At 35.6% G+C, this 26,642-nt stretch carries 29 protein-coding genes and 1 riboswitch; of the genes, 21 read left to right on the top strand and 8 right to left on the bottom strand.

The features are described 5' to 3' along the window. The first annotated feature begins 8 nt into the window (after positions 1 to 8). The 8 genes from lepB (NSQ69_RS15150) to pcp all read left to right on the top strand — a co-directional run bounded on the left by lepB (NSQ69_RS15150) (position 9) and on the right by pcp (position 6,303). The gene (gene lepB / locus NSQ69_RS15150; RefSeq protein WP_002013664.1) at positions 9 to 560 is read left to right on the top strand and encodes a signal peptidase I; all 552 of its coding nucleotides are present in this window, start codon (positions 9 to 11) and stop codon (positions 558 to 560) included. A 156-nt stretch (positions 561 to 716) separates the two neighbouring features. Then, entirely contained in the window at positions 717 to 1,469 is a 753-nt protein-coding gene (locus NSQ69_RS15145) for an IclR family transcriptional regulator (protein ID WP_002165511.1), read from the top strand. Positions 1,470 to 1,483: 14 nt separating this feature from the next. Further along, complete coding sequence (gene pxpB, locus NSQ69_RS15140; protein ID WP_002127997.1) at positions 1,484 to 2,197, top strand: 5-oxoprolinase subunit PxpB; 714 nt, start codon at positions 1,484 to 1,486, stop codon at positions 2,195 to 2,197. After that, positions 2,188 to 3,177: a 5-oxoprolinase subunit C family protein gene (locus NSQ69_RS15135; protein ID WP_002127996.1), complete on the top strand. Its 990-nt coding sequence runs from the start codon at positions 2,188 to 2,190 to the stop codon at positions 3,175 to 3,177. Before pxpB ends, NSQ69_RS15135 begins: the two co-directional genes overlap by 10 nt. An 18-nt stretch (positions 3,178 to 3,195) precedes the next feature. Next, a complete protein-coding gene (gene pxpA, locus NSQ69_RS15130; RefSeq protein WP_050000596.1) occupies positions 3,196 to 3,957 on the top strand; it encodes a 5-oxoprolinase subunit PxpA in 762 nt (253 codons plus the stop codon). 22 nt (positions 3,958 to 3,979) lie between these two features. Further along, positions 3,980 to 4,675, top strand: coding sequence for a DUF969 domain-containing protein (locus tag NSQ69_RS15125; protein ID WP_000593391.1), 696 nt, complete (start codon positions 3,980 to 3,982; stop codon positions 4,673 to 4,675). Position 4,676: 1 nt separating this feature from the next. Then, positions 4,677 to 5,639 (top strand): DUF979 domain-containing protein, encoded by a 963-nt coding sequence (locus NSQ69_RS15120; RefSeq protein WP_001021656.1) that lies wholly within the window; start codon positions 4,677 to 4,679, stop codon positions 5,637 to 5,639. Between the two features lie 16 nt (positions 5,640 to 5,655). Then, entirely contained in the window at positions 5,656 to 6,303 is a 648-nt protein-coding gene (gene pcp / locus NSQ69_RS15115; protein ID WP_002127993.1) for a pyroglutamyl-peptidase I, read from the top strand. Between the two features lie 497 nt (positions 6,304 to 6,800). On the opposite strand, the gene NSQ69_RS15110 is transcribed toward pcp, so the two are convergent. Then, positions 6,801 to 8,288, bottom strand: a complete 1,488-nt coding sequence (locus tag NSQ69_RS15110) for a peptide MFS transporter (protein ID WP_002127991.1) — start codon at positions 8,286 to 8,288, stop codon at positions 6,801 to 6,803. Between the two features lie 225 nt (positions 8,289 to 8,513). Further along, positions 8,514 to 8,750: a DNA cytosine methyltransferase gene (locus NSQ69_RS15105; RefSeq protein WP_078203533.1), complete on the bottom strand. Its 237-nt coding sequence runs from the start codon at positions 8,748 to 8,750 to the stop codon at positions 8,514 to 8,516. A gap of 83 nt (positions 8,751 to 8,833) precedes the next feature. On the opposite strand from NSQ69_RS15105, the gene NSQ69_RS15100 reads away from it, so the two are divergent. The 3 genes from NSQ69_RS15100 to lepB (NSQ69_RS15090) all read left to right on the top strand — a co-directional run bounded on the left by NSQ69_RS15100 (position 8,834) and on the right by lepB (NSQ69_RS15090) (position 12,608). Continuing rightward, positions 8,834 to 9,562 carry an NAD-dependent protein deacylase gene (locus tag NSQ69_RS15100; RefSeq protein WP_063225754.1) on the top strand — a complete coding sequence of 243 codons (729 nt, stop codon included), beginning with the start codon at positions 8,834 to 8,836 and terminating at the stop codon, positions 9,560 to 9,562. A 257-nt stretch (positions 9,563 to 9,819) separates the two neighbouring features. Next, positions 9,820 to 11,976, top strand: coding sequence for a peptidoglycan D,D-transpeptidase FtsI family protein (locus tag NSQ69_RS15095; protein ID WP_003190097.1), 2,157 nt, complete (start codon positions 9,820 to 9,822; stop codon positions 11,974 to 11,976). A 110-nt stretch (positions 11,977 to 12,086) separates the two neighbouring features. Further along, on the top strand, positions 12,087 to 12,608 hold the full coding sequence (gene lepB / locus NSQ69_RS15090) for a signal peptidase I (RefSeq protein ID WP_016127209.1): 522 nt from the start codon (positions 12,087 to 12,089) through the stop codon (positions 12,606 to 12,608). Positions 12,609 to 12,641: 33 nt separating this feature from the next. Here the strand turns inward: lepB (NSQ69_RS15090) and NSQ69_RS15085 are convergent, their stop codons facing one another. Further along, the gene (locus NSQ69_RS15085) at positions 12,642 to 13,265 is read right to left on the bottom strand and encodes a cephalosporin hydroxylase family protein (RefSeq protein WP_078178857.1); all 624 of its coding nucleotides are present in this window, start codon (positions 13,263 to 13,265) and stop codon (positions 12,642 to 12,644) included. A gap of 182 nt (positions 13,266 to 13,447) precedes the next feature. Here NSQ69_RS15085 and NSQ69_RS15080 point away from each other — a divergent pair, with 182 nt between their 5' ends. Next, positions 13,448 to 13,972, top strand: a complete 525-nt coding sequence (locus tag NSQ69_RS15080) for an NUDIX hydrolase (RefSeq protein WP_341099444.1) — start codon at positions 13,448 to 13,450, stop codon at positions 13,970 to 13,972. Between the two features lie 82 nt (positions 13,973 to 14,054). Here NSQ69_RS15080 and NSQ69_RS15075 read toward each other — a convergent pair whose 3' ends face one another. Continuing rightward, entirely contained in the window at positions 14,055 to 14,819 is a 765-nt protein-coding gene (locus NSQ69_RS15075) for a class I SAM-dependent methyltransferase (protein ID WP_002127984.1), read from the bottom strand. 196 nt (positions 14,820 to 15,015) lie between these two features. Here NSQ69_RS15075 and NSQ69_RS15070 point away from each other — a divergent pair, with 196 nt between their 5' ends. Continuing rightward, positions 15,016 to 15,507, top strand: a complete 492-nt coding sequence (locus NSQ69_RS15070) for a DUF2716 domain-containing protein (RefSeq protein ID WP_002165521.1) — start codon at positions 15,016 to 15,018, stop codon at positions 15,505 to 15,507. Positions 15,508 to 15,604: 97 nt separating this feature from the next. On the opposite strand, the gene NSQ69_RS15065 is transcribed toward NSQ69_RS15070, so the two are convergent. The 3 genes from NSQ69_RS15065 to NSQ69_RS15055 all read right to left on the bottom strand — a co-directional run bounded on the left by NSQ69_RS15065 (position 15,605) and on the right by NSQ69_RS15055 (position 18,295). Continuing rightward, entirely contained in the window at positions 15,605 to 16,375 is a 771-nt protein-coding gene (locus NSQ69_RS15065; RefSeq protein ID WP_016127208.1) for a DNA alkylation repair protein, read from the bottom strand. A gap of 33 nt (positions 16,376 to 16,408) precedes the next feature. After that, positions 16,409 to 16,714 (bottom strand): iron-sulfur cluster biosynthesis family protein, encoded by a 306-nt coding sequence (locus NSQ69_RS15060; protein WP_002127979.1) that lies wholly within the window; start codon positions 16,712 to 16,714, stop codon positions 16,409 to 16,411. Between the two features lie 114 nt (positions 16,715 to 16,828). After that, positions 16,829 to 18,295: an amino acid permease gene (locus NSQ69_RS15055; RefSeq protein ID WP_002013597.1), complete on the bottom strand. Its 1,467-nt coding sequence runs from the start codon at positions 18,293 to 18,295 to the stop codon at positions 16,829 to 16,831. A gap of 112 nt (positions 18,296 to 18,407) precedes the next feature. After that, positions 18,408 to 18,600: riboswitch (Lysine riboswitch) on the bottom strand. 384 nt (positions 18,601 to 18,984) lie between these two features. Between NSQ69_RS15055 and NSQ69_RS15050 the strand changes: the two genes are divergently transcribed. Beyond that, positions 18,985 to 19,434, top strand: a complete 450-nt coding sequence (locus tag NSQ69_RS15050; RefSeq protein WP_002127978.1) for a GNAT family N-acetyltransferase — start codon at positions 18,985 to 18,987, stop codon at positions 19,432 to 19,434. Positions 19,435 to 19,474: 40 nt separating this feature from the next. On the opposite strand, the gene NSQ69_RS15045 is transcribed toward NSQ69_RS15050, so the two are convergent. After that, positions 19,475 to 20,377 (bottom strand): sulfite exporter TauE/SafE family protein, encoded by a 903-nt coding sequence (locus tag NSQ69_RS15045; RefSeq protein ID WP_002127976.1) that lies wholly within the window; start codon positions 20,375 to 20,377, stop codon positions 19,475 to 19,477. A 207-nt stretch (positions 20,378 to 20,584) separates the two neighbouring features. Here NSQ69_RS15045 and NSQ69_RS15040 point away from each other — a divergent pair, with 207 nt between their 5' ends. The 7 genes from NSQ69_RS15040 (at position 20,585) to NSQ69_RS15010 (ending at position 26,633) form a co-directional block, all read left to right on the top strand. Then, positions 20,585 to 21,382: a VOC family protein gene (locus NSQ69_RS15040; protein ID WP_002032964.1), complete on the top strand. Its 798-nt coding sequence runs from the start codon at positions 20,585 to 20,587 to the stop codon at positions 21,380 to 21,382. Between the two features lie 14 nt (positions 21,383 to 21,396). Continuing rightward, a complete protein-coding gene (locus NSQ69_RS15035; RefSeq protein ID WP_215585458.1) occupies positions 21,397 to 22,335 on the top strand; it encodes an aminoglycoside phosphotransferase family protein in 939 nt (312 codons plus the stop codon). A 13-nt stretch (positions 22,336 to 22,348) separates the two neighbouring features. Beyond that, positions 22,349 to 23,092: a metallophosphoesterase family protein gene (locus NSQ69_RS15030; protein WP_002013591.1), complete on the top strand. Its 744-nt coding sequence runs from the start codon at positions 22,349 to 22,351 to the stop codon at positions 23,090 to 23,092. 111 nt (positions 23,093 to 23,203) lie between these two features. Continuing rightward, positions 23,204 to 23,854: an AAA family ATPase gene (locus NSQ69_RS15025; RefSeq protein WP_003190117.1), complete on the top strand. Its 651-nt coding sequence runs from the start codon at positions 23,204 to 23,206 to the stop codon at positions 23,852 to 23,854. Positions 23,855 to 23,897: 43 nt separating this feature from the next. Continuing rightward, a complete protein-coding gene (locus NSQ69_RS15020; protein WP_002127972.1) occupies positions 23,898 to 24,440 on the top strand; it encodes a GrpB family protein in 543 nt (180 codons plus the stop codon). A gap of 274 nt (positions 24,441 to 24,714) precedes the next feature. Continuing rightward, entirely contained in the window at positions 24,715 to 25,539 is an 825-nt protein-coding gene (locus NSQ69_RS15015; RefSeq protein WP_016127204.1) for a DUF2785 domain-containing protein, read from the top strand. Positions 25,540 to 25,646: 107 nt separating this feature from the next. Continuing rightward, positions 25,647 to 26,633 carry an alpha/beta fold hydrolase gene (locus NSQ69_RS15010; RefSeq protein ID WP_087962602.1) on the top strand — a complete coding sequence of 329 codons (987 nt, stop codon included), beginning with the start codon at positions 25,647 to 25,649 and terminating at the stop codon, positions 26,631 to 26,633. The last annotated feature ends 9 nt before the right edge of the window (positions 26,634 to 26,642 follow it).

The raw sequence follows: 26,642 nt of genomic DNA, 5'->3' as shown, positions 1-26,642 counted from the left end.
GAGAAACGATGAAGGAAAATACGAAGAAAGAATTATTCTCATGGGCTAAAACGATAGGATTTACCCTTGTATTAATCGCTATTATTCGCGGTGTTTTATTTACACCTTCATTAGTACAAGGGGAATCGATGATGCCAACTTTAGAAAATAATGAGCGAGTTCTCGTGAATAAGATTGGTTATAGTATAAGCGGGTTAGACCGTTTTGACGTTATCGTCTTCCACGGAAAAGAAGGGTACGATTTAGTAAAACGAGTAATTGGTTTACCAGGTGATACAGTTGAGTATAAAGATGATGTTTTATATGTAAACGGAAAAGCGATGGAAGAACCGTATTTAAAAGAATTTAAAGAAAAGGCGTCAGGTCGTGTATTAACTCCTGATTTTACGTTAGAACAAATCACAGGGAAAACGAAAGTGCCAGAAGGCCAAGTGTTTGTTTTAGGAGATAATCGTGAAGTATCTAAAGACGGTCGTATGTTTGGGTTTATTTCAGAAGATGAAATTGTCGGAAAAGGACAAGCTGTTTTCTGGCCATTGAAACAAGTGAGAGCGTTATAAAGTAAAGCGAAAGTATGGGAGAAATATTCTTCCATACTTTTTTGTTTGTGAAAAATATATTGATAGAATTGAAAGAATATTTTATAATTTTAAATTATAGGTTTGTTTCGAAAAACGGAATTTAAGTTCCGAAATTCGGAACTTAAAGGAGATAGGATGAGTATAAATAAAACGGCAGTTAAGACAATGGATATTTTGGAGTTGTTTTATGAGCATGAGGAGCTAAGTTTAACAGAGATGGTTCAGCTTACGAATATGCCGAAAACATCTGTTTATCGTTTAATTGGCTCGTTAGAAGAAATGGACTTTTTACAAAAAACAGAAAAGGGGAAGTATCGTCTCGGAGTCGTTTTTTTACGATTTGGTCAACTTGTTTCACAAAGGTTATCCGTAAGAAATATTGCGATACCTTATATGAAAGAGCTTAGAGATAGTTTAGGGCAAGCAGTAAATTTAATTATTCAAGATGGTAATGATGCAATTTATGTTGAAAAAATGGAAGGAGCTCAGCCGGTACGTGTTTATACGGCGGTTGGAAGAAGGGCTCCTCTGTATGCGGGTGCATGTCCGAGAATTTTACTATCGTATTTTTCTGAGGAAGAGAAAAGAAAGTACGTAGAGGAAACAGATTTAAAGCAGTTTGCGGATGGAACGATCGTGAATAAGGAGCATTTGTTAGAAGTATTGCATATGGCGAAAAAAGAAGGGTACACAATTAGCTACTCTGAATTAGAAAATCATACAGCAGCTATAGCAGCACCAATTTTTGCAAGTGATGGAACGGTTGTAGCTGGCATTAGTATTTCGGGATTAGCAATTGAGTATAGCGAAAGTAACATTTCATATTTTACTGCGAAAGTGAAAGAAACAGCATACCGTATTTCGAAAGAACTCGGCTTTTGGGTATAGAAAGAGGGAGTGGGATGAAATTTTCTGCGTTAGGGGATCAAGCAATTATTGTTACATTTGGTGAAGAAATTGGGATGGATATATACGAAAAAGTACAACGATTATTTCAAGCGCTGAGGCGGCATCCGTTTGCAGGAATGGTTGAATGCGTTCCATCGTTTACTTCATTAGCGGTGTACTACAATTTGTACGAAGTATGGAAGCAAAACGAGAGAAGTGAAAGGCCATATGATCACGTTTGCCAGTATATACAGGAGCTGTGTGATTCTTATAAAGAAGAAGTGAACCGAGATGTGAAACATATTTCTATACCGGTGTGTTACGGGGGAGAATATGGACCTGATTTAGAAGAGGTTGCATATTATCAAGGATTACAAGTAGAGGATGTTATTCGAATACATAGTGAAACAACATATTTCGTGTATATGTTAGGTTTTACACCTGGGTTCCCATATTTAGGCGGATTACCGAAAGAACTAGAAACACCTAGAAAAGAAACGCCGCGGTTACAAATTGCTCCTGGTTCAGTAGGTATTGGCGGAAATCAAACAGGTATTTATCCGCTTGAAACACCAGGAGGCTGGAATATTATCGGCCGAACACCTATTTCTCTATTTAATCCAAAAGAAGAAACACCAACATATATTCAAAGTGGTATGTATTTACGATTTATACCAATAACAAAGGAAGAGTACGTATCGCTTGAGGGGGCTAAAGAATGGATGTAGAGGTTTTGCATGCAGGAATGTTTACAACAGTCCAAGATTTAGGACGATCTCATTATCAACAATACGGTGTACCTGTTGGCGGGGCTATGGATAAAAATGCGCTCAGGATGATTAATATGTTAGTAGGTAATGAGGAGAATGAGGCTGGACTCGAAATTACAATAATGGGACCTAAATTGTTAATCAAGAAAACGACTTTGCTCGCGATTGGTGGAGCAGATATGGAACCGTTGTTAAATGGAGAACGCATTCCATTATGGCGTCCCATATTAGCTGAAGAAGGAAGCATGCTTTGTCTCGGAAAAGCGAAAAGCGGTTGCAGGGCGTATGTGACTTTTGCGGGTGGTATAAATATTGATCGTACGATGGGAAGTAAAAGTACTTACATACGTGCTGCTCTTGGCGGTATTGAAGGGAGAATGCTGAAAAAAGGAGATTATTTTCAAATTGGTACAGGGGCAGAAGTTGGGAGTCGTTTCATTCGGAATTTACAAGAAGAAGAGCGTATAAAAACGAAGTGGGCAATTTGTAACAATACTTTACCAAAATATAAGAAGCAGCCTATTCTTCGCGTCATAACAGACTTTGAATATGATCAATTTACAGAAGAAAGTATAAAGTCGTTTTTTTCGAAAGAGTATAAAGTATCCAATTATGCTGATCGCATGGGATATAGGCTTGACGGAGATGTTTTAAATAGAGTTGAAGAGATAGAAATTTTATCGAGCCCAGTTACATTCGGAACAATTCAAGTACCGAATGGTGGACAGCCTATTATATTAATGGCGGATAGACAAACGACAGGTGGTTATCCGAGAATTGGAAATGTAGTTTCAGTAGATTTACCTCTTCTAGCGCAGCTGAAACCAGGAGACTATGTAACTTTTGAAAAAATAACTATGGAAGAAGCTGCACACTTATATATAGAACAGGAAACAAGTATGAGTCTATTAAAGAAATTCATCGCTTTACGAAGCTGAGATTAGGAGGAAAACATCGTGACTACAATCGATTTGAACTGTGATTTAGGAGAAAGTTTTGGAGCTTATAAAATGGGGAATGATGATGAAATTCTTCCGTTCGTTTCCTCTATAAACGTTGCTTGTGGTTTTCATGCGGGTGATCCGGCCGTTATGAGGCAAACGGTTGAAAAAGCTCTGCAGCATAACGTAGCAATAGGAGCGCATCCTGGATTTCCTGATTTAATTGGATTTGGAAGAAGGAATATGCACGTTTCAGCAAGTGAAGTGTACGATTATGTTTTATATCAAATTGGCGCATTAGAAGGATTTGTTAGAGCTGCCGGAGGGAAAATGCAACATGTAAAACCGCACGGTGCCTTATATAATATGGCGGCAACTGATTCGGAAATTGCGGATGCAATCGCAAAAGCAATTTATCATATTAACCCTGGATTATTACTTTACGGATTAGCGAATAGTGAGGCATTTATAAAGGCAACAGAAAAATATAATATAACTCTCGTACAAGAAGCTTTTGCTGATCGTACGTATAAGCAGGATGGAACTTTAACGAGCCGTACAGAAGAAAATGCTCTTATAAAAAATGAAGATGAAGCGATAAAACAAGTACTTCAAATGGTGAAGGAAGGGTATGTAGAATCGGTTAATGGGGAGAAAGTAGCAGTTCAGGCGCAAACGATATGTTTACACGGGGACGGAGAGAAAGCAGTACAATTTGCGGAAAAAATATACAGAACATTCGAACTTAACGGTGTTTCTATAAGTGCACCGAAATAATAAATGAGGGGAAGTGCTGGAAATGATTAAATTAATTGGGATACTACTTGTTGCAGTTGGGTTTTTATTTAGATTAAATACACTGTTAGTAGTAATGGTTGCGGGTATTGTTACTGGTATGGTTTCAGGCTTAAGCTTTTATGATGTGATTAGCATGTTCGGTAAATTTTTCATAGAAAACAGATATATGTCTATGCCAATCATATTAACTTTACCGGTAATCGGAATTTTAGAGCGTTACGGTTTAAAAGAAAGAGCAGAAGCACTTATAACGAAATCAAAAGGAGCAACAACTGGAAGAGTATTAATGTCATATTTTACGATAAGAGAATCATCAGCAGCACTTGGACTTAATATCGGTGGTCATGCGCAAACAGTGAGACCGCTAGTTGCGCCAATGGCAGAAGGAGCTGCACAAGGTAAATATGGTAAACTCCCTGAAAAATTGAGAGAAAAGATTAAAGCAAACGCAGCAGCTGCGGAAAATACAGCTTGGTTTTTCGGAGAGGATATTTTCATCGCAACTGGTGCCATTTTATTAATGAAAGGGTTCTTCGATTCAGTAGGTATGCATGTCGGTGTATGGGATATGGCGCTTTGGGGTATTCCAACTGCGATATCTGCCCTTATTGTGAGCTGGATTAGGTTTAGAAGGTTTGATAAGTATATAGAGAAAACAATGAAGGCAGAAGAAAAACAAGAGAAGGAGGCTATATAAGATGAACATCATAACAATGGATACAATTTATTATGTATTAGGAATAATCGTTGCATTTATCGCTGTTCGTATTGCATTTGATCGTGAACATCCAAACCGATTCGGTTCTAGCTTATTTTGGGCATTGTTTGCAGTTACATTTTTATTTGGAAATGTAATACCTTCGTTTTACGTTGGCTGTATCGTACTCGCTATGGTCGTGTTAGCTTCATTAAATAAAGTAACAAAATCCGAGGAGAAAGAAGTACCAGTGCAAGAACGTGTGAAACATGCTGAGAAATTAAAGAATAAAATTTTTATGCCTGCACTGTTAATACCTATTTTTACAATTATCGGTACACTGACATTAGGGAAAATCAAATGGGGAAATGTCTCTCTTGTTGATCCTGATAAAGTAACGTTAGTTGCATTAGCGTTAGGTGCATTACTCGCATTCGTTGCAGCGATGCGTATTACAAAAGCGAAAATAACAACGCCTGTTCAAGAAGGAAGCAGATTACTACAGGCTGTCGGCTGGGCTGTTATTTTACCACAAATGTTAGCAGCGCTTGGCGGTATTTTCGCAAAATCTGGCGTTGGCCAGGTCGTTTCTGATTTAGTCGGACAAGTGTTACCAACAGAGTATCCATTCGTTGCTGTTATGGCGTACTGTTTAGGAATGATGCTATTCACAGTTGTAATGGGAAATGCTTTCGCTGCGTTTGCGGTTATTACTGGCGGAATTGGCTTGCCTTTAATTGTTCAAATGCACGGCGGGAACCCAGCAATTATGGCAGCACTCGGTATGTTTGCTGGATATTGCGGAACACTGATTACTCCAATGGCGGCAAACTTTAACATCGTTCCGGCAATGCTCTTAGAATTGAAAGATAAGAATGCTGTCATTAAGGCGCAAGTACCAATTGCTCTGTCCATTTTCATTATAAATATGTTTATAATGTACGGCCTTGTATATCGTTTCTAATTAGGAGAGTGAAACTATGAAAACAGTATTAGTAACAGGATTTGATCCGTTTGGCGGAGAAAGCATCAACCCAGCTTGGGAAGTCGCAAAAAGTTTACATGAAAAAACAATTGGAGAATACAAGATTATAAGTAAACAAGTTCCAACGGTATTTCATAAATCGATACAAGTATTAAAAGCGTATATAGAAGAGTTGTCGCCTGACATTATTATATGTATTGGACAAGCTGGGGGCAGACCAGATGTTACGATAGAGCGAATAGCAATTAATGTTGATGATGCAAGAATTGCTGATAATGAAGGGAACAAGCCGGTGGATATGCCGGTTGTAGAAGAAGGACCTATTGCGTATTGGTCTACACTTCCGATGAAAGCAATCGTGAAAAAACTTCGCGAAGAAGGTATACCGTCATCTGTTTCACAAACCGCAGGTACATTCGTTTGTAATCATTTATTCTATGGTCTCATGCACGAACTAGAGAAACATGATAAGAAAATAAAAGGCGGATTTGTTCATATTCCGTTCTTGCCAGAGCAAGCGAGCAATTATCCAGGGCAACCGAGTATGTCACTTTCTACGATTCGTAAAGGGATAGAGTTGGCAATTGAGGTAGCGACGGAAGTGGAAGTAGATATTGTAGCGTGCGGCGGTGCGACGCATTAAGTAAAAAGCATGTTAATTAAAGAGGGCTGATGCAGCCCTCTTTGTGTGTTTGTATTTTGTAATTGAAGATGCAGTATAGAATATAAAGGGAAAGGTTGCAATGGGAGTATTCTAACAAATATGGAATTGTTCCAAATAAAAGGAAACTTTTTAAATAGTTTCTTAATGATGTAGAATTTTCGTCTATATGAATGGATAAAAAGTTAAGTTCTGATAAACTCAAAGATATACAAAGTAATGATTTTAAAATGGTGTGATAAAAATATCACACCATTTTTATGTAAAACAAACAGAGTGAATTTTTTCCATTAGTAAAGTATAACTGGGTAAGAGATAATCATCAGAATTGTTAATTGTACTATGATTTTTCAAAACTGATAAATTTAAATATAAGTACGGTAAGAATGCAATATTTATCTAACCTTTACAAAAAAGAGTAACCCGTTTGGCTACTCTTCACATAGAAACTTGTATTTGTTTATTTCAATAAGAGACCGTTATTGAAGTCCCTTCATGAAACTTTGGATTTTTGATGATAATGCAAACAGCAGGATGCTAACTAAAATGGAGATAGCACCAATAACACCAAAGTAAATTGATTCTGTTGCAGGATTATACAGTTTAACAACTTGGGCATTTATTGCTTGCGCAGACGCAGTTGATAAGAACCATAAGCTCATGGTTTGCGAAGAGAAAGCAGCTGGAGCCAGCTTCGTCGTTATTGATAACCCTGAAGGAGATAAACAAACTTCTCCAATTACAATTAAAAAGAAGCTAAGGACTAACCACATAGGGTTCACTAAAGAGTGAGTACCGTTGATTAAAGCCGGAATAATCATAACTAAGAATGATAAACCTGCAAATAGCAATCCAATAGCGAATTTTTTTGCCGTTGAAGGCTGCTTCTTGCCTAACTTTATCCAAATCCATGCAAAAATCGGTGCAAGCGTTACGATAAAGATTGGACTTAATGATTGGAACCAAGCGGAATGCAATGTAATTCCATTGAACTGTAATTGAGTTCGTTGATCCGCGTATGTCGCTAAGATAATAGCACCTTGTTCTTGTATAGACCAAAATATTGTAGCTGCAATAAAGAGTGGTATATACGCAAGAAGACGAGATTGCTCTATTTTTGTTGTTTTAGGACTACGATACATATAAATGAAATAATAGGCTGGAATAACAATCCCTAAGATACTAATCAGGAATGTAAAACGATTTATAGTTAACAACCCAGTTGGAATTGTAACCACACCTAGCAATATTAATACAACCAGACCAACACTGAAATACTTAATAGTCTTTTTTCTTTCCGAATCTGATAATGGATTAGGTACTTGTGTACCGATTAGACCAAGGTTTTTCTTTTTTGTTCCAACAAATACCCCTAACCCAATTGCCATACCAATTGCCGCAACTCCAAAACCAAGGTGGAAATTATATTGCTGACCTAATGTTCCGACAACTAAAGGTGCAAGTAAGGCACCTAAGTTAATACCCATGTAGAATATGCTGAACCCTGAGTCACGACGCGCATCTGTTTCACTGTATAAACTTCCTACGATGTTCGATATGTTAGGCTTTAACAACCCTGTTCCTAGAACTAAGAAGACCATAGAGATAAATAACGCACTTTTACTACCCGGTAAAGCTAAAATAAGATGGCCAATCATAATTAAAACGCCACCAAAGAATACGGTTTTACTTGGACCAAATAAACGATCCGATATCCATCCACCGATAATACTAGACATGAACAGTAAGGAACCGTAAATTGCCATTATCGAGGTTGCGGTAGATTGATCAATTCCTAATCCACCTTTTGAGACCGAATAGTACATATAATACAGTAAAATAGCTCTCATCCCGTAATGAGAAAACCTTTCCCAAAACTCAGTGAAGAATAAAGAGAATAATCCTTTTGGATGCCCAAAAAATCCTGTTTGCGGAATACTTTGAACAAGTTCGTTTTTTTCTTTCATAATGTTAATATTACCCCTTATTAATTTTTTATATTATACAAGTATAACTTAAGAGGTTCCCAGTAGTCCATAACTATCTAAGCCCGTCGATGAAGAAAAGCAGCCTTCTGGCTGCTTTCTAAATGAATTGAAAAATCGTCATTTACTCATTAGACACACCTTTCACTGAATCTACCTCTAAACAATCCAGAATTGATTGTGAGAGTGCTTTAGCTATTAAGAATGCTACGCCATTACTAAAATAAGTGTATATTGTTGATTTAATGGTATATGAGGCGGAATAACGTATGTATCTGGAACACTCATTAATCTTAAGCATTCTCGAACGGTTAACCTTCTATTTTCTTGTGGATGAATAAACTCTCTACCATCCTTTGCAATATGAGAAGTGATAGTGTAGGATGGTTGATCCCAAGATAACTTTCTTACACCATTAAATTGGTTTGGGTTTAGATAATGCAACGTAGTAAGTAAACCGAATTGTACAACACCTACTGTAAACAACTGATATAATAAGTATAGGAAAATACATAGAGGTGATTTTTGTGCAGCAATATGAGGAAGTACGTTCGATATTAGAAAAAGCAAAGAAAATTACAGTGTTAACAGGGGCTGGTGCAAGTACGGAAAGTGGAATCCCTGATTTTCGTTCAGTAAATGGATTATATGCTGATGCGAATATAGAGATGTATTTGTCTAGAGGCTATTATAATAGAAATCCGAAAGAGTTTTGGAAGCATTATAAAGAAATCTTTCAAATTAATACGTTTCATCAATATAAACCAAATCTTGGGCATCGCTTTTTAGCAGAGATAGAAGAACAAGGAAAAGACATAACGATTTTAACGCAAAATATTGATGGTTTACATCAAGTAGGTGGTAGTAAACATGTAATTGATTTACATGGAACACTGCAAACAGCGCATTGTCCAAAGTGTAAAACGGGGTATGATTTACAATATATGATTGATCATGAAGTGCCGCGTTGTGAGAAGTGTAATTTCATACTAAATCCAGATGTTGTTTTATACGGAGATACGTTACCTCAGTATCAAAATGCGATCAAACGTTTATATGAAACAGATGTACTTCTTGTAATGGGGACGTCACTCAAAGTACAGCCTGTCGCGTCATTCCCAGAAATCGCAAAGAGGGAAGTAGGCGCAACAACAATTTTAGTAAATGAAGAATTAACGGGACAAGAATACAATTTTGATTTTATTTTTCAAAATAAGATTGGTGAATTTGCCAAAGGGTTATCTTCGATTAAATAAGTTTTTGTTTTCGTAAAGAAACTGAGGTGGATGATGTCCACCTCAGTTTTTTTGTATGAATTATATTCATGTTATTGCGTATTAAGGGGAATGGTAATAAATAGGATATAAAATACAAAAACTGAAAATTAAATCTTTTATTTCTTTTGTAATTAATATAAAATTCTATATATATCATAAAATTAAATTTGATACATAATGATGTATTTGATTGCACTGTAGTGAACGTATGTTTTATGTAGAGAAATGTTAATAGAATGAAGCGAGGGAGCAAAATGAGACAGAAAAAGGAGAAACAGAAACAGTCGAAAAAGAAAAAGACTCATATTCCATTTCGGTTAAATGTACTATTTTTTATCGTTTTTCTTTTATTTTCAGCTATTATTATTCAATTAGGTAAAGTACAAATCATCGACGGAGAAACGTATCGAAATGAAGTGAATAAAAAGGAAGATGTAACGGTGAGTACTCCAGTTCCGAGAGGGAAGATGTTTGACCGGGAAGGGAAAGTTATTGTAAATAATAAACCGTTACGAACTGTTACATATACGAAGATGAAAGGAGTGGACTCAAAAGAGGTTTTAATAGTGGCAAGAAATTTAGCAAAGCTAATTGAAATGCCGCAAGAAGATATGGACAAGTTAACAGAGACAGATAAAAAAGACTTTTGGATGCAGTTAAATGAAAAACGTGCAGCAACAAAAGTAACGAAAGAAGATGAGAGTAAATTTAGGAAACAGGAAATAGAAGGGAAAGACTTAGATAAGAAAGTAGAAGAGTTGAGACGAGAAAGAATTACACAAGAAGAATTAAACGAGCTTTCGAAAGAGGATATAGAAGTACTAGCAATTAAAAGCAAAATGAATGCGGGATATAAAATGACGCCACAAATCGTCAAAAAAGATGTAAGTCAAAATGAATATGCAGTAGTGAGTGAAGGATTATCGAGCTTGCCAGGCGTAGATACGACTGTGGATTGGGAGCGCGAATATCCAAATGACAAAATACTACGTTCTGTACTTGGTAGTGTTTCTACTGAGAATGAGGGATTACCAAGGGAGCAATTAGACTATTATTTAGTGCGAGATTATAACCGAAATGATCGTATTGGTAAGAGTTACATCGAAAAACAATACGAAGATGTGTTACATGGAACGAAAGAACAGTCTAAAAATATTACGGATAAAGCTGGAAATATTATTCGGACTGAAAAAGTGACAAAAGGAAAAAGTGGAAATAATTTAATGTTAACAGTTGATATGGATTTACAGAAAAAGGTGGAGGAAAGTCTTGAAAGGAATTTAAGGGCATTTCATTCTTCTGAACCGATGATGGATCGTGCATTCGTCGTTATGATGAATCCGAAAAATGGTCAAATTCTATCATTAGCAGGAAAGAAAATTGTAAATAAAGATGGCGGGATGCAAATAGAAGACTACGCTTTAGGAACGATGATAAGTTCTTACGAGTTAGGATCAACGGTGAAAGGAGCTACGGTATTAGCGGGATATCAAACAGAAGCGATTAAGCCATATACGCATTTCTTTGATGCACCAATGTACTTTAAAGGAAGTTCGAAGCCGAAGAAATCGTGGAAAGACTTTGGAGATATTGATGATTTAAGAGCATTGCAAGTTTCATCCAATGTCTACATGTTTAATACGGCGTTAAAGATTGCGGGGATTGATTATGTACCAAACAATCCGTTAGATATTAGGCAAGAAACATTCAATAAAATGCGCTATTACTTTAGACAATTTGGTTTAGGTGTACCAACCGGTATTGACCTTCCAAATGAATCGATTGGTCAAATGGGTAGAACCGATAATATACCTGGTTTTTTACTTGACTATGCCATTGGACAATATGATACATATACGCCGCTTCAGCTTGCGCAATATATGTCAACGATTGCAAATGGTGGTTACCGAATGAAACCACAAATTGTACAAGAAATTAGAGAGCAACCGAATAGACCAGAGGAAGTCGGGAAAGTTATGCAATCGATGGAACCAGTCGTGTTAAATCGAGTGGATATGGATCTTTCATATATAAATCATGTGAAAGAAGGGTTTAGAAGAGTTTTCCAAGAGGTAGATGGGACCGGTGCTGGAACTTTTAAAGGTTTACCGTATAAACCGGCTGGGAAAACAGGAACAGCAGAAACAGTGTACGGTGGAGAAAGTGATATTGGAAGAGATGAAAACAACTATCGAAAAAAATGTTATAATTTAACTCTCGCCGGGTATGCGCCATATGATGCTGATCCGGAAGTTGCTTTTTCTGTTGTTGTGCCATGGGTAAATAATGATAAATCAGGTATTAATTCTGCAATTGGTAAAGAGGTTTTGGATGCATATTTTGACTTAAAAACGCAGAGATCGGGTGCAAGTCCAGTCCCAGTAGCACAATAGCCGAGTAAGGCACAATAAAAACTTCAAATTGTAGCATATCACTGCGCAAATGAACAGGTGCAGTGATATATTTTTGAGTTGAAAAGTGTTTTGATAAGGTGGGAATGGATATGAAAGAGGAGATTAAGAGAGGTTGGGGAAAGTACATACTATTTATATTTGTCCTAGTAGGAGCGTACCAGTCTTTTACTTTATGTAAGGTGGAAGGAAAATCAATGCAGCCAACTTTACATGAAGAAGACTACGTATTTGTAAATAAAGCCGCTGTACACTTTTCTAGCTTACAGCATGGAGAAATCGTCATTATTAAGGAAGAGGATGAGTCGAAATATTATGTGAAACGTGTAATAGGGCTTCCTGGTGACATAATTAACATAACGAATGGAACTGTATACGTAAATGACAAAAAGCAAGATGAACCTTATATAAATAAAGATTTATATAACAATACACAAGTGTTTTATAATTTTCAAAAGACAAAGATTCCGCCAAATAAGTTATTTGTAATGGGAGACAATCGTGAACAAAGTAAGGATAGTCGAAATGGTTTAGGATATATTGAAGAAGATAATATAATAGGAAAAGTGAAATTTGTGTACTATCCTTTTTCGAAAATGAAAATCATAAAATAAGTGGGGATTCACAAAACCCCACTTATTAAAGTTTCACTTTATCTTCTTTAAAAAACCTTTTGGATTAAATGATATGAAAAACTTATGTTTAGATTCATCGATTATGAAATTGCTATTTTTAGTTAAAAACTCTTCCACAGCTTCCATTGGGCCAGGGCCCCAATCAGGAAGGAGAGGATTTCCGTTAATACTTGTATCTTCTACAATAATGTAACTGCCAGTGGTTACAATAGATTTATAAAGTAAGAGTTCTTTCGATACATGTTCTTTACTATGATCAGAATCTAAAATAACTAAAATCACATCATCAGGTTTGCGCATACTTAATATTGATTGGACGGCCTGTACAGAAACAGATGAAGCTGTTAAATACGTAATTCGATTATGGGATGGCCGATTTGGTTGCGGAGTTATATCGATAGTAAGTACGTGACCTTTTCCAATTAAATCTAACATAGAAGCTAAAAACAGTGCACTACCACCGTAAAAAGTTCCGCATTCAATAATTAAATCAGGCTTTAATTCGTATAATATTTCTTGATACAAAAAGAGATCAGAAGGAAGTTTGCAGATTGGAACCCCGAACCAGTGTGTACCATGTAACCAAACGTTGCTGTCGTAATATTGTTTTAGAAATTCGCTACTAATGTTATCGATTTTGAATTCTCCTTTCTAAAAAGGATTCTTTCATACGTAAAGAGTTTACGTATGAAAGTTGTACTATATATTATGTGGTAAGGGATTATAAGGCGAGTGTTTTCACGTGAAAATAAGCCAAATAACACATGTGGAAAATGAATTGCTTATAAAAGAAGATGTAAATGAAAGGAAATGATCGTATGTATAAGTACACAATTTGCTTCATTAGAAAAGGAGATAATATACTGCTATTAAATAGAAACAAAAAGCCGACAATGGGAATGTGGAATGGTGTCGGAGGGAAAATAGAAGAGTATGAAACGCCATACGAAGGAGTTATTAGAGAAACGTTTGAGGAAACGGGAATAGAGCTTCCAGGTGTAACGTATAAAGGGAATGTTATGTTTCAAGTTAAAGACGAACCTTTGGGTAGTGAGGGAATGTATGTATTCCTTACTGATTTACCAGATGGAGTACATATTGATACGCCAGTAAGCACAGATGAAGGTATATTAGAATGGAAGTCAATTGATTGGATATTAGATGGTGATAATAGAGGTGTAGTTAGCAATTTGCAAAGATATTTACCAAGAGTATTAAAAGAAGAAAACAATTTAGAGCATACATTCACATATGATAACCGGAATATTATTGATTACACAACTACACTTTTGACAGAAGATGATACGAAAAAACGATATGAAAAACATCTCATTTCTCAATAGGATAAGATGCGTTAAAATAATAAGAAAAAGCCAAGTCCTTTATTGGGACTTGGCTTTTTTGTAGGGAATGCTAATTCAAATTTTACTCTTCATAATTTGCTTTAATAATAAAGCGGTGTTGCTTCACATCGAAATATCCTTTTTGCAAGATGATTTCATGTATGCGATACAATTCCTCGGTATAGCTGTCTACTGTAAATTCAGGAATTTGCCACGGAATTGCTTGCAAGTAATAGACAACAGAACCGACATCATAAAAACGCTGAAGAGGGAACTCTTCCTTCGCTTCTAAAATTGTAAATCCGCTTTTTCTCAATTCACTACATGCCGTTTCGAGTGACCAACTTGAAAATTCGCTATTCAGCGGTGTGCCAAACTGCTCATTCAGTTCCGCACAATCAAGACCACCGACTTGTTGTGTAAGAAATGTTCCATTGGTGGAAAGACTTCTTTTCACTTCAGAAGCAGAATAGGATTCATGTTGATTCACAATTAAATCAAACTGACCATCTTGAAATGGTAAAGCAGTATCATCAGTCACTTCTACGACTATAACTCCTAAAGGTTCTAATTTCTTTCGTGCAATTGGGACATTCGGAGCATAGCCCTCAGTCGCATAAATAGTTGACGGGAACGGTTGTAACATAGATAAAAACTCTCCGCCACCAGTCCCCATATCTAGCATTGATTTTGCACGTTGCATAAGCTGGAAAGCAGTGCTACCGTATGACCATGATAGGGGCTCGCTATTCATACGGCCAGTTTCTGAAATGAAAGAAAAATCCCAGCCGCTAAAGTTAGTCTTTGCACTTTCTAATAGTGCTGAAAATAATGGATCACGTTTCATAATATGTCCTCCTATTTCGTTAATGAATGATATAGTAAGAACAGAGAAATGGAGGACCTCTTGTAAAGATGAAGAGGTTTTACGTTTCGTGTTCGAATAGATTCATACAAATTCGCTCCTTGCGAGAATAATTATTTATATATTCGGGATAATCGAGTGAAAATCCTTTGAACTATAAAGGGAAGGTAGATATTTAATGAAGAATTGGATTGAGTTTACAGACAAAGAGTACGACCGAATATGGGATAGGGTATATAGTGATTTTGAGTTTTCACCAAGTATGTCTATATTCCCATCATTTAAGGTGCCAAGTCCTTTTATAACATATGATATTTCTCATTACTTTGGAGAATCGGTAGATTTAAATGTATATGACGATCTGGAAGAAAAAGCATTACTAGTTTTTAAAGAGAATACAGTATCGAATGAATATATAATGGCACTTGATTGGCAACATGAATGTTACTGGGTAAATTCACATTTAAAGTTCGATAGAAATGAATTTGATGAGTGGACAATCCCGATTTTTCCAACTGGAGATTACTATTTCTTTATTCAGAAGGACTTTAAGTGGGGGTATTTAGGGCATCCGTGGGAGGAGAGTATAACGATATTTGGAAAAGAATTAATAGATGCTTTTGATCAACATAAACCGGAAATGTTTCATAAGATTTTAAGGCAGGGTTAATGTTTAAAAGAGAAAAAACGTTTATACTTCCAAATGAAGTATAAACGTTTTTATTATTAGCTGTTTTCATATAGATTGTTGCTTTCTTTACAAATACTTAAAAATAAAAATCTTTTGGTAAAGTGCCATTTTTTATCACCGTTCTTAATCCATGTTTCATAATCCAAGGATTAACAGGATGGTTTTTATCGAGTAATTCTCGCAACCATCGAAAAACGAGTTCTTTATCTTCTTTCGTAATATCATTAATGTGATTGGCTACAGATTTTTGAACATAATTAGAAGGGTCATTCATCAATGGCTCAAGAAGCTTTAAATTATTTCTGAAGTCACCTTTCAAAGCTCCTATTTTTTTTGCCCAAGGAAGTCTTGGCCTAGTACCTTCTGAAGCTAATCTTCTAATGTGGCTGTTTTCATCACGTAACCATTGCTGCAATATGTCCAAGGTTTCTTCATGGTATTTTTCAAGATAAGGACGAATGGCATATTCAGCAGTATTTCTTTTTGTTATTTCATACATTGCGTTGAATGAGGAGTCAAAATCGTTAAGCCCATATTTTTCAACGTATTTTGCGATAGGCATATACATATAACCCTTTGTAAATGTGCCGACTTCTGTTGTATTTTCTGGTCCTAATGTTTTCAGTAATATATGTATTGCTTCATTAAAATCTTTTTGTAATGCATTGTGTAATTCATCTGCTATTACTTCTATACGTTGCTTTAACTCTAAATTTTCAACTTTATATGTTACGGTAGATACAAAGTTTCTTTTAGAGAAATTAGGATCGTGTTTACAAATAGAATCAGCCATTTTTTCTGCTAATTCTTTGTTAAATAAAAATTTTAACGGAACATATTTGCCCATTTTTTCACCCCATTGGTCGGATAAAAACAATGTTTATTTTTTAATCGACAATCCATACACCAAAGTCTCACTAGGAGTCGTAATACTAAAACCTGTCGTCTTATAATCAAGTTTCACCGTATCACCAGTGTAATCTGTCGTGAATGAATCCATTTGTACGATAAGCTCCGCATCTTCATATACAACATCATCCGCATTATATGTATCCCAAATTAAATCGACATCAACGAAAATACTGCAAGAGTTTGTCATAGTTCCTCTAATGCGAATGATCTTTTTGTCTTCACGTACTAGTCTATGTATAGCTGCTTTTGCTTCATCAGTAATACGAATGTTCATGTAATCCCAACCTTTATTTATATTTCCTCTATTATTGCAAAAACAGGAGAAATAGGGAAGGGAGAAGCATTGCATTAAAAAAACGAGCAAACAATTTTGTTTGCTCGTTTTACTTTATTTCAGTTCACATTTATCAAGTGGAATGACTTTCGTTTTCTTAGTAAATTTATAACCTAACCATAGTACTAAGAAGAGTGGTAAACCGATGTAAGAAACGAGTACACCGTTCCAGTCGATAGATGCTCCTGTAAATGCTCCGTAGTTTTGACCTAAAATAACAATAACACAAAGTGTAAATGCAAAGATTGGACCGAACGGGAACCATTTCGCTTGATATGGTAAATCTTTCAAATCTTTCCCTTGTGCAATATAGGCTTTACGGAAACGGTAATGACTAATAGCAATCCCTACCCAAGCAATAAATCCTGACATCCCAGAAGCATTTAATAACCAAATGTATACAACACCGTCACCGAATAAAGAAGCGATGAAAGCGACGCTACCAACTACTGATGTTGCGATTAATGCGTTAACAGGTACACCGCGGCTATCTAATTTCCCTAAGAACTTTGGTGCTTTTCCTTGGCGAGCTAAATCCCAAAGCATACGAGTTGATGCATACATTCCAGAGTTACCAGCAGAAAGTACTGCAGTTAAAATAACAGCGTTCATAACAGAAGCAGCGAAGGCAACGCCCGCTTTTTCAAATACAAGTGTAAATGGACTTACTGTAACATCACTTGCTGCAAGGCTTTCAGTCGTATAAGGAATTAATAAACCGATAACGAGAATTGCTAAAATATAGAATAATAAAATGCGCCAAAAGATAGAACGAATTGCTTTCGGAATATTGCGTTCTGGATCAGCAGTTTCACCAGCAGCTACTCCTAATAATTCAGTTCCTTGGAATGAGAAACCAGCAGCCATAAATACACCGATAATTGCCATGATGCCGCCATTAAATGGTGCATCTGCAACAGTGAAGTTTTTAAAGCCAACAGATTCGCCGCCCATAATTCCAAAAATCATCATAAAACCGACAATTAAAAAGATAATAATAGTAACTACTTTAATAAGTGCGAACCAATATTCAGATTCACCAAAACCTTTAACAGATAAATAGTTTAAGAGAAAAATAATAGCTAAACAAAGTCCACTCCAAATAAGAGAAGGGGTATCTGGGAACCAAAATTTCATAATTAATGTTACGGCCGCTAGTTCAGCTGCAATCGTAATCGCCCAGTTATACCAATAGTTCCATCCAAGTGCAAAACCAAGTGATGGATCAACAAATTTTGTTGCATAAGTACTAAAAGATCCAGTAACAGGCATGTAAGCCGCGAGTTCTGCTAAGCTTGTCATTAAAAAATAAACCATAATTCCAATTGCGGCATATGCGACTAATGCACCGCCAGGACCAGCTGAATGGATAACACCACCACTGGCAAGAAATAATCCGGTACCGATTGTACCACCGAGAGAAATCATCGTAAGGTGACGAGATTTTAATCCGCGTTTTAATTCACCTTGTCCTTGTGTAGTTTGCGTTTTAGAGGTAGATTGATTTGTTGCGCTATTCATGTTCAACACTCCTTTTCTTGTAGGTTAGGAAGGAGCGGGGGAGAAAAATACAAAAAACCGCCAAAGGAATTAGGCGGAACGTTTCACAAATAACCACCCCATCATACCCTTCCGTTAAGATAGCACACCACGTTTACACGGTAATTTTGTAAACGTGACAGTTCTGTTCCTTTCGGAGACAGCCCCAGCTCATATTTCCAGAGAAGAAATATAAACTTCGGCAACTTTTCCTTTCAAACGGAGTCAGTGACATTCGCTGTGTCTCGTCCATTTTACTTTTAAAAATCGCAACCTCTACCTCATCGGATTGATGAGGATTTATATATTGCTAAGATATTTAATATATGGCAATTGTAATGACTTTCTGAATATATTGCAAGGAATTTTGTTAGGAAAAGTCAAAAAATATCGGTTATTGTATAGGAAACGCTTGCAAAACTCCACCCGAACCTACTATTATGTAGCAATAAGCAAAGAAAAAATTGTTATACAAATGTTTCGCAAAAAATATTGAAAAACCCTTTAAAGTTAAAAGAAAATTCAGAAAATATAATTCGACATAACTATCAGAAGGGGATTATTCCTTAAATTCGTTTCAAAGAATAAGTATAAATTCGATAAATAGAATGAATATTCTTTTTATTTCTGATAAAATTGAGGTATTGTTTAATTGAAAAGGGGATATCATTATGAAATTAGAAACGGAAAGATTATATATAGTACCGTGTACAGAAGAATGGATTCAAATTGCGGATAATCAAGGATACAATAGTGGTCCGCATATTGTAGGACATATAGAAAATATGAAACGAGATGCGGCTTCATTACCGTGGGGACCGTGGTATGTTATTCGGAAAGAGGATGATGTTGTTCTAGGTGATATAGGATTTAAAGGGAAACCGAATGAGCAACATACGGTAGAAATTGGTTACGGATTTATTGAGAAATATTGGAATAAAGGGTATGCAACAGAAGCAGTTAGTGAATTAATGAAATGGGCTTTTCAAACAGGGGAAGTGGAAACGATTATAGCGGAGACACTCCTTGATAATTATAGCTCTATTCGTGTCTTAGAGAAATTACATATGAAAAGAGTAAATAGTACTGAAACGATGGTCAATTGGAAAATAGAAAAATAAAAAATACCGCTCGAAGTAAATCGGGCGGTATTATTATTAATTATGGTAGCATTTGTTTTTGATCTTTCGGATAGCCGGCTGTCGATACGTTAGAACGATTGGAATGATTACGAACAGCAATAAAAATAGATATAATAACGACAAGACCAACTGCAACGTAAGAAAGTGAAATAATAGTTGGATCTACTTTAAATGTAGTAAGCAGTGTACGTATATTCGTAAAGATAATAAGTCCGCCAACGAGTACGCCAAGTAAATGAGAAGGAACGATGCGTACTAACCATGCGGCGATTGGTGCGGCAACAATACCACCAAGCATGAGGGCAAATACCCAAACCCAGCTTACTTGTTCCCAGCCAAGTGAAATGAAAAAGCCAATCGTTGCAGCGAGTGAAACAGGAAATTCACTCGTATCTACAGATCCAATAACTTTTCTAGCTTCATTTCCTCTTGCAAGAAGAACAGGTGTCGTAATCGGCCCCCAACCACCGCCGCCAGTTGAATCGACGAATCCAGCGAATAAGCCAAGTGGTACAAGTTGTTTAGCAGACATACGCTTATTTGAAGAAACAATTTGTTTTTGAATGATGAATCGTAATAAAATATAAACCCCTAAAGTAAATAAAAATATGGAAATGTACGGTTTAATTACATCACCAGGTAAATTGCTTAAAAAACATGCCCCAATAAATGCGCCAATTGCTCCTGGTAATGTAAGTCTGGAAACTGTATATTTATCAACGTTTCCAAATTTGATATGAGATGCACCAGAAGCGGCGGTTGTAACGACTTCAGCTAAATGAACTGATGCGGAAGCTACAGCTGGTGCGATACCAAACATTAATAATAGTGAGGTAGACGTTACCCCGTACGCCATACCAAGTGCGCCATCAATCAATTGAGCGAAAAATCCAATAATAGCAAAGACAATTAATTTCTGCATAAATAATCCCCCTGTAATAATAAATGAAAAAGACACTTTTCCCGTATGAGAAAAGTGCCTTTGGTTTTTCCAATCAGCAATAATTAAATTTGTTTTATTATAATACACATTAATCGTATAAATCAACTGGGTTTTAAAGTTTTTTGAATTGAACGAAAGAAAAATAAAATATACAATAAAAGGATGGAGAGAAAGGGGAGAAAGACTATGTTAGCATTTGATCATCTCGTTCACGCAGTGCATTGTACACCGGAGGAAGCGGCAAAACAAATGCAGGAGCATGGATTTCATACTGCATTAGGCGGTGAGCATACGACTTGGGGTACTTGGAATAGTTTATGTTATTTTGATTTATCATATATAGAATTTTTAGCAGTTCAGCATGAAGAAAAAGCGAAAGAAGCAGAAAATCCATTAGTACAAGAAACAGTGGTGAAATTAAAAAATGGAGAAGGGATGCTACAAATCGCAATTCGAACAGATGCAATTGAAGAACTAGCAGTTAAATTTAGTAAGCACGGCTTACATACGATAGGACCATTTGAAGGGAAACGGATGAGAAAAGATGGCCGGCTTTTAGAATGGAAAATGTTATTTGTAAAGCAAGAAGAGAATGGACCGAAATTACCATTCTTTATACAGTGGAATGAAACGGATGAAGAAAGAAGAAACGATTTACGTAAAATAGGGACGATCACTGAACATAAAAATAAAGTACAAGAAATTGAAACGATTCATTATACGGTGAAAAATGTTCGAGAAACAGTGCGGAAATGGAAAGAAGTAATGGAGCTAACTGCAAATTCAATCATACAAAATGAAGAATGGAATGCTGAGTGTCAAAGTGTATCGTTTGGTGATGTTCATGTGCAGTTTTGTGAACCAGTTGGAGAAGGGCTAGTACTAGAACGTTTGAAGCATCATGGCGAATATCCATTTGCAGTGGAGTTTAAAGGGGAAAATAAACGAGAGTATGAAGTGTTAGGTAGTTTGTTCGTATATTAATAGAGGTGAGTTTTGTGGAAGAAATGTTAAGAGAGATAGAAAGAAAACTAGAGTGGTCACGTATTGTAAAATGTACAGTTATTACAAAAGGTTTTTCACATGAAGAGAAGTATAAAATTGACCTAGAGAATCGAGAAACTTATTTTGTAAAAGTGTGTGATTCTTCTAATTATGAACGAAAACAAGAAGAATATATGTATATGAAACAATTGGAGTTATTACATATTCCAACGCCGAAGTTAATTCATTTCATAAAACTTGAGGGATTAAATAAATGTGTTCAAGTATTTGAATGGACCCAAGGTGTAAATGGTCAAGAGAGCTTAAGCAAGCTATCGGTGGAAGAACAGTATAATGCAGGAAGAAAAGCAGGGGAAATATTAAAGAGAATTCACTCGATAGAAAGAGAAAGTGCAAGTAATAAATGGGAAATATTTAGGTGGAATAAGTATGAAAGGTACATAGAGGCATTAGCAGATTATGAGGTGAATTTTCTGGATTTGAAGCCAGTATTAACCTTTGTAGAAAATCATAAAGACTTATTGAAAAATCGGCCTATCACATTTTTACACGATGATTACCACCCAGCAAATAGTATGATTCATAATAATGAATTTATCGTTATCGATTTTAGTGGATATGATTTTGGCGATCCAATACACGATTTTTATAACGTAGCGATTTTTACTACAAGAATAAGCAAACCATTTGCGGTTGGACAAGTTCACGGTTATTGCGGAGGCGATCCGTCAATCCACTTTTGGAAACTGTATTCATTATATGCAGCGATGACATTCCCAGCGGATATCGTATGGACAAACCGAACTACACCACATTTAGTAGAGGATATGAAAGAAAGATTGAACCGAATTATAGAAGATCATAATCATTTTTCATCTTATATTCCAAAATGGTATCAATCACAACATGAGGATATAATAAACAATAAATAACGGAGGGATTCATTTGGATAAAATTGCGGTAATTTCAGATATACATGGTAATATTCCGGCATTAGAATCAGTACTGAAAGATATTAAATTAAGAGGAATCGAACGTATTATTTGTCTTGGAGATTTAGTAGGAAAAGGTCCGCATTCTAGCGAAGTAATTGAAATCGTTCGTAAAGAATGTGAAGGAACCGTAATGGGAAACTGGGATGATTTCATTACAAAACCGACTGAATTTGAAGCGTTAAAATGGCATCAAAAACAATTGTCAGAAGAACAAAATGAGTATTTAAGAAGCTTACCATTTTCAATCGAGTTTTATATGAGTGGGAAACTGATTCGTATGTTCCACGCTTCACCGAGAAGTTTGTATGAAAGAATTCAACCACATGCAACAAGAGAAGAGCGTATTAGTATGTTCGAAAATAGTGAGCTCACAGAGAATATAGAAGGGGAAAGAAAGCCAGATGTCGTTTGTTACGGTGACGTTCATCAGGCGTATGTGCAAAATTTTAGAGGGAAAACGTTATGTAATGCTGGTAGTGTAGGTAATCCACTTGAAATTACACAAGCTTCCTATTTAATTTTTGAAGGAACATACAATGAAAAAGAAGCAGCAAGCTTTTCCATTCAACTCGTACGTGTACCATATGATATTGAACTAGCCATCCGATTAGCTGAAGAGTTGGATATGCCAGAAATTGAGGAATACAAGCAGGAGTTACGGACTGCTTTATATCGAGGGTTTAAAGGGAAATAAGGAATATGTATATCAATAAAAATATACCGACAAGTAGTGACATTTTTATTTATCATAATTTTGTTATGTAAACAAAAATGAGGAGGTCATATCGTGCATCGCCAAAAACGAATGAAAGAAATTGCTGATCATATTTTAAATTTAAATTTAACTCATCCAACAAGAGTTGGAGTGAGTGGTATTACAGCTTCAGGAAAGACAACATTTGCAAACGAACTGGCAGAGGAAATGAAAAATCGGGGAGTACAAGTAATACGCGCCAGCATTGACGATTTTCATAACCCTAGAGTGATTCGCTATACACAAGGCAAAGAATCAGCAAGAGGGTATTATGAAGATGCACACGATTATACAGCTTTCAAAGAAAGGCTATTAAAACCTTTAGGACCTAACGGGAATTTACAGTATGAAACGATTTCTCATAACTTAATAACGGACATCCCTGTACATAATACGCCGCTAGTGGCCTCGCCAAATATGGTGCTAATAGTAGATGGAACATTTTTATTGAAAAAAGAAATTGAGTATCTATTTGACTATAAAATTTTCATAGATACAGATTTTGAGATTGCGAGAAAACGTGGTGCAGAGCGCGAGACTGAGGCTTTTGGAAGTTATGAAGAAGCAGAGAAAATGTTTATAAACAGATATCATGCGGCTTGTAAGATGTATATAGATGAGCATAATGCGAAAGAATGTGCAAATGTTATATTTCAGAATAGTAATTTTGATGATCCGGTAGTTGTATTTAAAGGAATTTAAAATCTTTTATATAACAAAAAGTTCGTGAAAGGGGATGCGTCGGGTGGATAAAAAAGATAATCCGAACGATTGGCCTGTATGGGCGAATGAGTCAGTAGAGATAGTTAATGCAAATCCTGATTGGCAAGATAAAGGCCGATATGAAGAACAGCAACTTTATGAACTGCTTACTCCTCTCGGTATTAGCAAAGTAATACATATAGGAAGTACATCCATACCTGGTTTACCAGCAAAACCTATCATTGATCTAATGGCTGAAACAGACTCATTTGATAGAGTGCTCGATATTTCAGCAAAATTGGCTATATATGATTGGCATTATGTAGGCCCGGAATTAGATGAAAGACCTTGGAGAAGGTTCTTTGTGAAAGTGAAGAATAATAGGCGTGTAGCTCATCTGCATTTGATGGTTAAAGGAACTGAACGATGGGAGCAACAACTTTTATTTCGTAACCGCTTACGAGAAAATCCACAATTAGTTTATGATTATTCAAATCTAAAGCAAGAGTTAGCAAAAAAGTTTAACCAAGATAGAGAAGCATACACAAAAGCTAAAACAGAATTTATTAAACAAGTTCTAAAATGATTTAATTTTTGATTGTAACTGCGTTTGAATATAAATGAAAAAAATACTTTATTTTATAGCCTAAACTTACATGAAATGCATGTAAACAAAGTGAGAAGCTTTGGTGTTCCAATGTATTTCCTTTTATTTCTCGGGAGAAATTTATATAATTGAATCAAGTTCATAGAAAGATAGGGACTAAAACTATATTAAAAGTCGACTTAATTTATGAGGGGAATTACAGGGGATAAGGCGAAAATAAGTTAAAAAACGTAAAAAGGGGACAGGGAATATAATGACAGAAGTGCTAGAACTAAAAGAAGAATTACAACAAATTCAAAATAATAATTATGCTGTGCCAGAAGACGTAGACGCATATCCATATGCACAGTGGATGTTAGATTATATCGGATCACCTGATGCTGAATTACGTGATGATTTGATTTATAGTACGCTTCACAAATGGATTACAAATGATGTATTTAGACAAAAAGAATTACGAGGATTAATGTTACAAGCAATTAGTCCTGATTATTTATTTTATAAAATTGGTGAAAAGGGCACAGATTCTGTTTTTAAACGTGCGTTCTCTGTTTTAATTCCACCACTTATTTTATCTGTTCATGAAAGAGAACCATTGTTATCTGAAGAACAACTGTACAGTGTAGCAGAACAAGTTCTGGAATATGTCTATTTAGAAGAAGATGTAAGGGGTTACGTAGAAGGAAAAGGCTGGGCGCATTCTACTGCACATGCGGCAGATGCACTAGATGCTTTAGCACGTACAATACAAAATCGTGAGTTTTCATATGCAATACTAGCTGCTGTTCGTCAGAAGATTCGATTGAATGACTACGTATACATACACTTTGAGGATGAGAGATTAGTAACGCCAATTATGTCGTTGCGTAACCAAAATATTTTAACTGAAGAAGAGTGGAGCAATTGGCTACATAGTATAGCAATTGTTGAAGATATCCCACATCCTCAACATGATATTTTAGTACAAAATATTAGAGCTTTCTTAAGAAGTTTATATTTCAGAGCTTTAGAGAAAGAGGGCGCTACTGCCTTTATAGATGATATATTGGAGACTTTGGAGAAATTGCGTAGGTATTAAAAATGACCAATACTTTAGAAACAAAGAGAAAATAATAATTTTCAAAAATTTATTAGAAATTTATTTTTACATTGTACCCTTTCAGTATAAGTTGAAAGGGGTGTCAAATGAAAAAATTATTGAAGATAGGAAAGATTATATTTTTTGTGTGTATTAGCATTATTTTTCTTGGAATAGGCGCTGTATTTATATATCATAACTATCAATTAAGAGTGGAATCGAAATTAATTAATAATGAAGGTGAACTTGTTAATTTCAATAATAAAAATGTGAATGTTTATAATGAGGGGAGCGGTAAGGATACGTTTGTATTTATGGCCGGATCTGGAATTGCCGCTCCTGTTTATGAATTGAAAGGCCTATATAGTAAATTTTCGAAAGAAAACAAGATTTCTGTAATTGAGAGAGCTGGTTATGGATACAGTGATGTTTTTCATGATGATAGAGATATTGATAAGATATTAGAACAAACGAGAAAAGCGCTTATTAGAAGTGGAAATAAACCTCCCTATATTTTAGTGCCACACTCTCTATCGGGTATAGAGGCTATTTATTGGGCACAAAAATACCCAAGTGAAGTAAAAGGGATTATTGCGTTAGATATTGGTTTACCTAATCAGTACGTAACTCATAAAATAGACGAGGTTGATTCATTAAGAATAAAAGGAATGAATATTTTAACGAAAATTGGTTTTCAGCGATTAGTTCCTTCTATTACTTATAATCCCGAAGTAATTCAGCAATCCTTTTTAACCGAACAGGAAAAAAATATTTATAAAGCGCTCTCATATAAACAAGCTTTTAATGATGATATGAAGCAAGAACTTTTACAAAGTTACAATAACAGTAACAAATCTAATTCCTTATCATTCCCAAAAGAAACACCAATTTTATTTATAGATGCGATTGCTAGGGAAAATAAAAACTCGAAATATACAAAGCAAAAAAACAGAGATTATGAGGAGTTTGCTAGCAAGTTATTGATAGCTGATGTGAAAAAAATTGAAAGTACACATAGTATTTATTTACACGCTCCTGATGAAATATACAAACTTGCTACGGATTTTATTAATAATAAAGTAGTGAAGAACTAAGCTATTGTT

It is taken from the genome of Bacillus sp. FSL R10-2201 (assembly GCF_038008665.1).
Lineage (GTDB): Bacteria > Bacillota > Bacilli > Bacillales > Bacillaceae_G > Bacillus_A > Bacillus_A mycoides.
The sequence above is the reverse complement of the archived record's forward strand: the minus strand, read 5'-3'. Positions and strand labels throughout refer to the sequence as shown.